The organism is Paucibacter sp. XJ19-41, from assembly GCF_028462495.1.
Lineage (GTDB): Bacteria > Pseudomonadota > Gammaproteobacteria > Burkholderiales > Burkholderiaceae_C > Roseateles_E.
This window is the reverse complement of the sequence record NZ_JAQOWX010000166.1, coordinates 1-9,349: the sequence shown is the minus strand read 5'-3', so window position 1 is coordinate 9,349 and position 9,349 is coordinate 1. Positions and strand designations below refer to the sequence as shown.

Here is a 9,349-nt window from a genome sequence, read left to right as displayed (position 1 = left end):
GGGCCGGCGAAGCGGCGCTCCTGGTGGGCGCGCGCGGCGGCCGTATCAACGAGGCCCAGGTGCGCGCGCTGCTGAAGGCGCGCGCGCTGGCCGCCGGCATGCCGGCCCATGTGCACCCGCATATGCTGCGCCACTCATTCGCCTCGCATCTGCTGCAGTCCAGCGGCGATCTGCGCGCGGTGCAGGAGCTGCTGGGCCACGCCCATATCACCACCACCCAGGTCTATACCAAGCTGGACTACCAGCACCTGGCCAAGGTCTACGACGCCGCGCATCCGCGCGCGAAGAAAAAGCAATGAAACCTCGTTACCTGATGCCCTTGTTCCCGCTGCTGGTGCTCAGCGGCGCCGTACAAGCCCAGTCGCCGCTGCCGCGGCCGGGCTTTCTGCAGGCCCAGCCGGCCGCCTTCGAGGCCAACTGGACGCCGCTGAAGATGCCCACCGGCGAGCGCATCGCGCTGCTGGGCGCCAGCTATCTGGTCGCGATGAACGAGGACTGGGGCGTGGGCCCGAGCTTTTATGGCTCGGCCAAGGGCAATTTCGGCGGGATCTTCACGGTGGGTTTCACCGCCCAGCGGCGCTGGCGGCTGGGCTCCAGCACCCATGCGGCGGCCGGCCTCTATGCCGGTGCCGGTGGTGGCCTGAGTTCGGACAAGGTGCGCTTCGGCGGCGGCCTGATGTTGCGCCCCGAGTTGTCGCTGCGCACCGAGTTCGGCAGCTGGTATAGCGGCGTGTCGCTGGCCCATACTGCCTTCCCCAACGGTCGCGGCAATGTGCGCGGCACCTCGCTGGGCCTGGTGTTGGGCTATTCCGATGGCTTCTTCAGCTATGCGCCCGGCGATGCAGGCCGGCGCGTGCAGAACACGCGCCGCAGCGGCCTGGGCGTCGATGAGGTGTCCTTGAGCGTGGGCTCGTACAAGCCGCGCTCCGGTGCGCGCAACCGCAGCGGTGCGCCGGCCCAGCGCATGGGCAAGGCCGGCGCGGTGCTGCGCCAGTATGTGACCGAGGGCGCCTGGTGGGGCATGGAGGCGGCTGGTGCGGCCTCGGGCGGCGCCGATGGTTATATGGAAGTGCTGGCGACGATGGGTCAGGACTACGGTCTGGGCGGGCCGAATCTGCGTGCCGGCTGGCATGTGGCGACCGGCCTGGGCGGCGGTGGCGATGTCGACACCGGCAATGGCTGGCTGGTCAAGGGCGGACCGACGCTGCGCTGGAAATCCCCCTGGGGGCCGGCCCTGCACCTGGACGCCGGCGTGATGGGCTCGCTGACCGGCAGCTTCAAGTCCACCTATGTGCGCGCCTCGCTGGGCCTGCCGCTGGACAAGGCCACCGGCCTGTTCGGCCAGCCCAATGACGAGGGCGGCGTGGTGCGCACGCAAAGTGTCTATGCCAGCCTGATGCATCTGCCCAAGGTCAGGTTCAAGGACGGGCACGAGACCAGCGTCGGCCATCTGGCGATGGTGATGAGCCGTGATCTCGGCACCCATCTCTATGGCACGGCCCAGGCCGGCAGCGCGGCCTTCGGGCGCGCCGGTGCCTACTCCTTCGGCCTGTTCGGGCTGGGCCTGCAGGGCAAGCCGTTGGCCGGCGGACCGCGCGTCGGTGCCGAGTTGCTGGTGGGTGCGGCCGGCGGCGGCGGTGTCGCGGTGACCGGCGGCGCGATCGCGCAGGGCGAGGCCTGGGCCGAATGGCGCTTCGGCGAGAGCGAGCGGCTGCGGCTGCGCACCGGTATCGGCCAGTGGCGTACCTTGCGCGGCCAGACGCAGTCCTCACCGCTGGTCAATGTCTCGCTGGGCTATGCCTTCGGGGCGCTGAGCCGCTGAGCCACAGCGGCGACAATCTGCCGCATGAAATCCATACGTCTTCGCGCGGGCAAGGAACGCTCGCTGCAACGCCGCCACCCCTGGGTGTTTGAAAGCTCGCTGCACAAGGGCGGGGGCGATCCGGGTGAGACCGTGCGGGTCGAGTCGCACGAGGGCCAGTTCCTGTGCTGGGCGGCGTTCAGCCCCAGCTCGCAAATCCGGCTGCGGGCCTGGAGCTTTGACGAGGCCGAGCGCATCGACGCCGCCTTCTTCGAGCGCCGCATTGCCCAGGCGCTGGCGATGCGGACCCGCCTGGCCGTGGCCTCCGACGCGCTGCGCCTGATCCATGGCGAGGCCGATGGCCTGCCGGGCCTGATCGTCGACCGCTATGGCGACACCCTGGTGGCGCAGTTCGGCGCGGTCGGGGTCGAGCGCTGGAAGAAAACCATTGTCGACAGCCTGCTCCGGCAGACCGGCCTGAGCCGTTTCTACGAGCGCTCGGATGCCGCCTCGCGCGGTCTCGAGGGCTTGGCCGAGGCCTGTGGCTGGCTGCAGGGCGAGGGCGCAACCGAGCTGACGATCGCCGAGCACCAGTGGCGGCTGACCCTGGACATCGCCACCGGCCACAAGACCGGCTACTACCTGGACCAGCGCGACAACCGCAAGCGCTTTGCCGACGCGGTGCGCCACTACGGCTGCAAGCGCGTGCTGAACTGCTATAGCTACACCGGCGGCTTCTCGGTGGCGGCGCTGGCCGGCGGCGCCGAGCGTGTCATCAGCGTCGATTCCTCGGGGCCGGCGCTGGCCAGGGCCAGTGCCCATGTGGCGTTGAACGGCTTCGAGCCTGGCCGCCACGAGGCGCGCGACGCCGACGTCAACCAGACCCTGCGCGGCCTGCTGGAGGCCGGCGAGCGCTTCGATGCCATCGTGCTGGACCCGCCCAAGTTCGCGCCGACGGTAGCCCACGCCGAGCGCGCCGCCCGCGCCTACAAGGACATCAACCGCCTGGCCTTCAAGCTGCTGGCGCCCGGCGGCCTGCTGTTCACCTTCTCCTGCTCGGGCGGCATCGCGCCGGACCTGTTCCACAAGATCGTCGCCGGCGCCGGCCTGGATGCGCCGGCCGATGGCTACATCCTGGAGCGCGTGGCTGCTGCACCCGACCATCCGCAGACCATCTGCTTCCCCGAGGGCGAGTACCTGAAGGGTCTGCTGGTGCTCAAGCGCGGCTGAGACCGCCCTGGGCTGCGGGTAGCGCGATGCGCGGCTCGAACTTGCTGCGCAGCACGCTGAAGAAGGTCTTGACGTTGCGCACATTGGCGTCCTGCGTGAACAGACGCAACACCAGCGCGTGATAGGCCGGCATATCGGGCACCTGCAGGATCAGCACGAAGTCTGGTCCCGGTGAGACGCGGTAGCACTGCTGCACCGCCACCTCGGCCAGCAGCTTCTGCTCGAAGGCCGCCAGATGCTCGGCCCCCTGGCGGTCCAGCGTGATCTCGACGATGGCGCTGAGGCCGGCGCCCAGCTTGTCGGGCGACAGGAGAGCGACGCGCCGCTCGATCACACCGGTCTCGACCAGGCGCTTGACGCGCCGCAGACAGGTGGCCGGCGAGACATGGGCCAGCTCGGCCAGTGCCTGGTTGGACAGCGAGGCGTCCTGCTGCAGCAAGTCCAGCACCCGCAAATCGGTGGTGTCCAGCGCAATGGAATTGGCCGAATTATTCATGGAAATTGGAAATTTGAAATATTCATTCTTGAAATGATGGGTGTGGTTTATTATTTCATTTAACGAGAGAATTTGAAAACATTGGTTTTCGCTGTCTGCCTACCATCCGGCATCTATTCAAAGCCTCAGGCAGGAGCAACTCATGTGTGGCATCGTCGGCGCCGTCAGTCAGCGCAATATCGTCCCCATCCTGATCGAGGGCCTGAAGCGCCTGGAATATCGCGGCTATGACTCCTGCGGCGTGGCCGTGCACCAGGGTGGCGAGCTCAAGCGCGCCCGTAGTACCTCGCGCGTGGCCGAACTGCATGCGCTGGCGGCCGAGGACGGCATCGCCTCCGGCACCGGCATTGCCCACACCCGCTGGGCCACCCACGGTGCGCCGGCGGTGCACAACGCCCACCCGCACTTCTCGCACGGCCCGGGCGCCGATGCCAACACCGCGACCGCCGGCCGGATCGCGCTGGTCCACAACGGCATCATCGAGAACCACGATGAGTTGCGCGCCGAGCTGAAGGCACGCGGTTATGTCTTCAGCAGCCAGACCGACACCGAGGTGATCTGCCATCTGGTCGACCAGCTCTACAACGGCGATCTGCTGGAGGCGGTGCAACAGGCGCTGACCCGACTCAAGGGCGCTTATGCGATCGCGGTGTTCGCGCGCGACGAGCCGCACCGCGTGATCGCTGCGCGCGAGGGTTCGCCGCTGGTGCTGGGGGTTGGCACCGAGGCGGGGCAGGGCGAGCATTTCGTCGCCTCGGACGCGATGGCCCTGGCCGGCGTCACCGACCAGATCGTCTATCTGGAAGAGGGCGATGTGGTGGACCTGCAGCTGGGCCGCTACTGGATCAGCAAGCGCAATACCGAGACCGGCCGCTACGAGGCCCAGACTCGCGAGGTGCGCACCGTGCACGCGCACAGCGGCGCGGCCGAGCTGGGCCCTTATCGGCATTACATGCAGAAGGAAATCTTCGAGCAGCCGGTGGCGATTGCGAACACGCTGGACGCCGTCACCGGCATCAGCCCGGAGCTGTTCGGCGACGGTGCCTATCGCATCTTCAAGGAGATCGACTCGGTGCTGATCCTGGCTTGCGGCACCAGCTACTACTCGGGCTCCACCGCCAAGTACTGGCTGGAGAGCATCGCCAAGATCCCGACCAGCGTCGAGATCGCCAGCGAATACCGCTACCGCGACAGTGTGCCGAACCCGCGCACCCTGGTCGTCACGATCAGCCAGAGCGGCGAGACCGCCGACACGCTGGCCGCGCTCAAGCATGCCCGCGCTCAAGGCATGACGCACACGCTGACGATCTGCAATGTGGCCACCAGCGCGATGGTGCGCGAATGCGAGCTGGCCTACATCACCCGTGCTGGCGCCGAGATCGGCGTGGCCTCCACCAAGGCCTTTACGACCCAGCTGGTGGGCCTGTTCATGCTGACCCTGGCGCTGGCGCAGACCCGCGGCCATCTGAGCGAGGCGCAGGAGGCCGAGCACCTGAAGGCCTTGCGCCATCTGCCGGTGGCCGTGCAGGCGGTGCTGGCGCTGGAGCCGCAGGTGATCGCCTGGAGCGAGGAATTCGCGCGCAAGGAGAACGCGCTCTTCCTCGGCCGCGGCCTGCACTATCCGATCGCGCTGGAAGGCGCGCTCAAGCTCAAGGAGATCAGCTATATCCATGCCGAGGCCTACCCAGCCGGCGAGCTCAAGCATGGGCCGCTGGCCCTGGTGACCGCCGAGATGCCGGTCGTCACGGTGGCGCCCAACGATGCGCTGCTGGAAAAGCTCAAGAGCAATATGCAGGAAGTCCGCGCCCGCGGCGGCCAGCTCTACGTGTTCGCCGACGGCGACACCCAGATCGAGAGCGAGCCCGGCCTGCATGTGATCCGCATGCCCGAGCACTACGGCAGCCTGAGCCCCATCCTGCACGTGATCCCGCTGCAGCTGCTGGCCTATCACACCGCCTGCGCGCGCGGCACCGATGTCGACAAGCCACGCAATTTGGCGAAGAGCGTGACGGTGGAGTGAGGGGCTGCTCAGCCCCGCGTGATGATCGGGGGGAATAAGGTCCGTCGGGCGGAAATAAAGTCCGTCTGGAATTCCCCTGGCGTCGCTCATTTGTAACTGCAGCATGTGAGGACTTGGCGGCACGACGCTCTTAGAGGGTCCTTCCTGGCGGGGTTCGAGATGCCCACGCCTTGAGAAAATCAAGACGCTCACTCTCACTCAGAATGCCCGCAAATGGTGAGCTCGACCGCATGGACTGTCCCAGCTCTGTGTCTGACGTCGCGACAGCGAGGGCTTCGTCAAGGCCTTGATCGAATACAGCAAGCCATGCTGTTGCGTACAAGTCAGGACCACCGCCGTCCCGATCTGCCAGGCGCTCTAGATTGCTTCGCGCCGTTAAGAACAGCGAGGGGTCCGACCGCATCTTCTGCGCGACCAGTGTGTGCAGAGCCAAACTCTTCAGGTCGAGATCGCGGGGCGAAAACATGGCTTCAAAAACCTGAACCTCTCAGGAGCTCCGCGCTTTGCGGTGAATTGCGGTGAAGTCCCGCAATTGCGGGCGCGGTAAGTTGTTGATTTCACTGCCCGTTGCACCGGGCCTCCGCATCTCGCTTCTGACGGATGCGAGCGAGTGCCTCCATCGCTGATGCAAATGTTGACGGTCTTGCACCACCTTCAAGCATCAAACGCATATGCAGCTTGGTATTGAGTTGAGGATTCTGCCCGCAGCCACCTGATGGCTTAGGTTGGGTCGCTCGGCCTGGACATTGATCGTCTTGCTTCATGGGCAGAAAATAGCACGTCTCCCGCCCTGGCGTGCGGGTGTAATTGACCATCGGAGTCGCAGTATCGATGGCGAGGAGTGTTGCGACAGTGCTGGGTTGGTTCGTTGTTATTTCCATAGCTAGCGGTGACGAGCCAGTGAAGGTTGGCGACGTCCGAACGCTTGCGACCTGGCGCAGCAGCATTGGTGGTGTGGATTGGATCGATGGTCTGCTCGAACGCGGACTTGCGAAGTTCGAGTCGGGCAATGGCTACCCGACCCGATTCAGCACGACCGCGGCAGCGGCGCTCCCGCTCATCGCCAATGGGAAGCCCCCGGCGCACGGTGACTTCCCCGTCCACGGTGACGACTACTTCATGCCCGCCGGTTGGATCGGCGACTTCACGGCTTACGTCGAGCGCATCACTGCTTGCAGGCCGACTGATCCTCTTGTAATCGAAGTCTGGGACCAGTCGTAAGCTGTCTCATACCCGACCACGAGCCTAAAGCAGGGCTCTGCTGTCTGTGCCGTGAGTTATTCGCACCGAGTTTTCTGCGTACCCCAGTAGCCCAGCGGGCATGCTTGTTTGGCCTGGCGCATGGACGAGCGCACCAGCTCGGTCATGGACACCACGCTTGCCCGCGTATGCAGCGGTACGTGGTCGGGCCGCGCGTTGCAGTTCCACCGTGTCTTCGAGCGCCAGTACGCGGGCGGCTGTGATAGCGATCTCGGCCAGCAGCACGTTGGCCAAGGTCGTGTTGCCGCTGCTGGGGGGGGGCGATCAGCACCTTCTGGCGCTCGCGTCCACCTCGCCTAAGGAGGTCCGTACTGGGCGGCGGTCATCATTCCGTCGGCGACTGGGCGCGCCAGCGGGTTTAGCTCATAGGTCGATTTCGTCATTGGGGTCGAGGGGCGCTAGCCGGGCCGTGCGCTGCAGGGCCGGGTCTAGCGGGGCAGGTCGTCGTCGTCGAGCAGCGCCAGGTCGGCCGCGGTCACGGTGATCAGTGTGTTGCATCGAACGGCTGAGTCTGCCTTGCAAACCCGCGACCCCATTCGCACGTCACCACCGCCCGGCAAGCGCAGCGCGCAGCCGCGATGCCGCAGAGGCGTCAGGGATCAAAGCCGGATGGATGGGATTCGGCACGAAACCCGGGGCGCGCAGCCCGCAAGCCCGGCGGCGGTGCGCGGGCTCGCTGTTTCGAGGTCGCACGGCCCGGACACTGGGTAACGGCCAGACTGTCACAGCTACTGGCATTGGCTTGGTTCGCCAACTTTACTTTGATTTGTGAGAGAATTGATCTAGTCCAACCATGATTTTGGTTTTATCTATATAAATCAATGATTTAAAGAAGTGATGGGCGAAATGAAGGAAGAGCAATCAGATTTAGCCCAGATGGTTCGCTTGGCTCTGGCCGAGCAGACGGAAGATGTGCGCCTGTTCGCGGCGCGGCTGGTCCGCAAGTACCGCGGGACGGCGCCCGACCTCGCCGAGCAGCTTGAACTGTTCCTGAAGTCGAAGCCGGCGCGCAGCGTTTCTCCCATGCGCAAGCTGTCGCCACAGCCGTCGACGACCCATGCCTTGCCGGTAGACGACGAATCCCGCCTCTCGCTCCTGAAGGTGTTCAAGGACGCGCCGACCAAAGACGCGCCGCTGCTGTCCAGCGATGTCGATGATGTCTTGGGACAACTCATAGCCGAGCGCCGGCAGAGTGATCGGCTGCGGGCCATGGGGCTGACGCCGACCCGATCAGCCATCTTTGTGGGACCGCCTGGGGTCGGCAAGACGCTTACGGCCCGCTGGTTGGCTGCGCAGTTGAAGGTGCCGCTATACGTGCTCGACCTGACCGCCGTGATGAGCAGCCTGCTGGGCAAGAGCGGCGCCAACCTGCGGGCGGCCATCGACTTCGCAAAGCGCGAGCCCTGCGTGCTGCTGCTGGATGAGATCGACGCTATTGCCAAGCGGCGCAGCGATGACACCGACGTGGGCGAACTCAAGCGCCTGGTCACTGTGATCCTGCAGGAGGTCGACGAATGGCCTTCCAGCAGCGTATTGCTGGCGGCCACCAATCACCCGGAGTTGATCGATCCGGCGTTGTGGCGCCGTTTCGACTTGGTGGTCCATTTCAAGACACCCGATGAGCAGGCCGTCAAGGAAGCCATCAAGCGCTTCCTCGGACCGGACTATGCCCTCTTTGCGCGCTGGATCGACATCCTGGTGTTTGCATTCGCCGGGCACTCGTTCAGCGACATTGAGCGTGATGTGCAGCGCTTCCGGCGCGCTGTGGCCCTGGGCACGACCACCGACGCCGACCTGGTCGAGGACTTTATGAAGGCACGCGCCTTGGCGCTCGACAGGCAGGGCCGCATCGATCTGGCGGTGATGCTTGCCAAGCAGACCCGCTTGTCCCAGCACACCGTCTCCGACATCACCGGGGTGAGCCGGGACACGATCCGCAAGTACACCAACGAGACACCTGCGGCACGAAAGGCCGCGCCCCGGAGAAAGGCTGACGCATGAGCCAAACCAATTTCCTGATCGGTCGTGGCGAGCTACTGACCCATGACATCGTCGGTCCGAGGCGCATGCCCGGCAAGGCTGAGGTCTACACCTTCGCGCAGGCGCGGGAACTGTTGGTGCCCCAAGTCCGCAGCGCTGCGAAGGCGCTCGACGAACTGTCTGCCGACGCCTGTCCGGGAGACTTCGCCGTGGCCCGGTTGATGATGAATCCCAGCTTCATTGCTCGCTCATATTTCCCAACCGGCCTGTTGCGCAGCACGGGGCTGGAGTCCATCGGCAGCCGCACCGTCAAGGTCAAGCCGAAGGCTTGGACTCGCAAGGGGCAACCACAAGAGACTACGACCACCGAGCTGTTCGTCGCCGGCAAGCGCCAAGCCTTCCGTAAGCTCTCGCAGTGGACGGAAACCATCGACGCGCAGTCCGACGAGGGCGAAGACCTAACCCACATCGAACAGTTTGCCGCCTTCGCGCCGGCCGAGCGCATCGTGAACCTGGGCGGCCCAAAGTGACCTGCCCCCTCCCGCCGTACCAACCAGGCGGA

Annotated in this window: 8 protein-coding genes and 1 pseudogene; 7 read left to right on the top strand and 2 right to left on the bottom strand. The window is 65.5% G+C overall.

All coding sequences use genetic code 11. The features are described 5' to 3' along the window. The 3 genes from PO768_RS26375 to PO768_RS26365 form a co-directional block, all read left to right on the top strand. The coding region (locus PO768_RS26375) for a tyrosine-type recombinase/integrase (protein ID WP_272648426.1) at nucleotides 1–299 on the top strand (299 nt) is incomplete at its 5' end. Continuing rightward, nucleotides 296–1,822 (top strand): hypothetical protein, encoded by a 1,527-nt coding sequence (locus tag PO768_RS26370; RefSeq protein WP_272648425.1) that lies wholly within the window; start codon nucleotides 296–298, stop codon nucleotides 1,820–1,822. The genes PO768_RS26375 and PO768_RS26370, both read left to right, overlap by 4 nt. 24 nt (nucleotides 1,823–1,846) lie before the next feature. Continuing rightward, entirely contained in the window at nucleotides 1,847–3,031 is a 1,185-nt protein-coding gene (locus tag PO768_RS26365; protein WP_272648424.1) for a class I SAM-dependent rRNA methyltransferase, read from the top strand. Here PO768_RS26365 and PO768_RS26360 read toward each other — a convergent pair. After that, complete coding sequence (locus PO768_RS26360; protein ID WP_272648423.1) at nucleotides 3,018–3,527, bottom strand: Lrp/AsnC family transcriptional regulator; 510 nt, start codon at nucleotides 3,525–3,527, stop codon at nucleotides 3,018–3,020. The two genes, PO768_RS26365 and PO768_RS26360, sit on opposite strands and share 14 nt — an antisense overlap. A gap of 142 nt (nucleotides 3,528–3,669) precedes the next feature. Between PO768_RS26360 and glmS the strand changes: the two genes are divergently transcribed. Both glmS and PO768_RS26350 read left to right on the top strand, forming a co-directional pair. Next, complete coding sequence (gene glmS, locus PO768_RS26355; RefSeq protein ID WP_269838157.1) at nucleotides 3,670–5,547, top strand: glutamine--fructose-6-phosphate transaminase (isomerizing); 1,878 nt, start codon at nucleotides 3,670–3,672, stop codon at nucleotides 5,545–5,547. Nucleotides 5,548–6,399: 852 nt separating this feature from the next. Further along, nucleotides 6,400–6,768 carry a hypothetical protein gene (locus PO768_RS26350; protein ID WP_272648422.1) on the top strand — a complete coding sequence of 123 codons (369 nt, stop codon included), beginning with the start codon at nucleotides 6,400–6,402 and terminating at the stop codon, nucleotides 6,766–6,768. A 116-nt stretch (nucleotides 6,769–6,884) separates the two neighbouring features. Here the strand turns inward: PO768_RS26350 and PO768_RS26345 are convergent. Further along, nucleotides 6,885–7,163: pseudogene (locus tag PO768_RS26345) on the bottom strand (ATPase, T2SS/T4P/T4SS family); the annotation flags it as partial. A 490-nt stretch (nucleotides 7,164–7,653) separates the two neighbouring features. On the opposite strand from PO768_RS26345, the gene PO768_RS26340 reads away from it, so the two are divergent. Together PO768_RS26340 and PO768_RS26335 are read left to right on the top strand one after the other, a co-directional pair. After that, nucleotides 7,654–8,808, top strand: coding sequence for an AAA family ATPase (locus PO768_RS26340; protein WP_272648421.1), 1,155 nt, complete (start codon nucleotides 7,654–7,656; stop codon nucleotides 8,806–8,808). Beyond that, complete coding sequence (locus tag PO768_RS26335; RefSeq protein ID WP_272648420.1) at nucleotides 8,805–9,317, top strand: hypothetical protein; 513 nt, start codon at nucleotides 8,805–8,807, stop codon at nucleotides 9,315–9,317. Before PO768_RS26340 ends, PO768_RS26335 begins: the two co-directional genes overlap by 4 nt. Nucleotides 9,318–9,349 lie beyond the last annotated feature (32 nt).

What these genes read in the sequence shown, in the direction of transcription:
- PO768_RS26370 (WP_272648425.1), top strand. Translation starts at nt 296, where the DNA reads ATGAAACCTCGTTACCTGATGCCCTTGTTCCCGCTGCTGGTGCTCAGC.
- PO768_RS26365 (WP_272648424.1), top strand. Translation starts at nt 1,847, where the DNA reads ATGAAATCCATACGTCTTCGCGCGGGCAAGGAACGCTCGCTGCAACGC.
- PO768_RS26360 (WP_272648423.1), bottom strand. Translation starts at nt 3,527, where the DNA reads ATGAATAATTCGGCCAATTCCATTGCGCTGGACACCACCGATTTGCGG.
- glmS (WP_269838157.1), top strand. Translation starts at nt 3,670, where the DNA reads ATGTGTGGCATCGTCGGCGCCGTCAGTCAGCGCAATATCGTCCCCATC.
- PO768_RS26340 (WP_272648421.1), top strand. Translation starts at nt 7,654, where the DNA reads ATGAAGGAAGAGCAATCAGATTTAGCCCAGATGGTTCGCTTGGCTCTG.
- PO768_RS26335 (WP_272648420.1), top strand. Translation starts at nt 8,805, where the DNA reads ATGAGCCAAACCAATTTCCTGATCGGTCGTGGCGAGCTACTGACCCAT.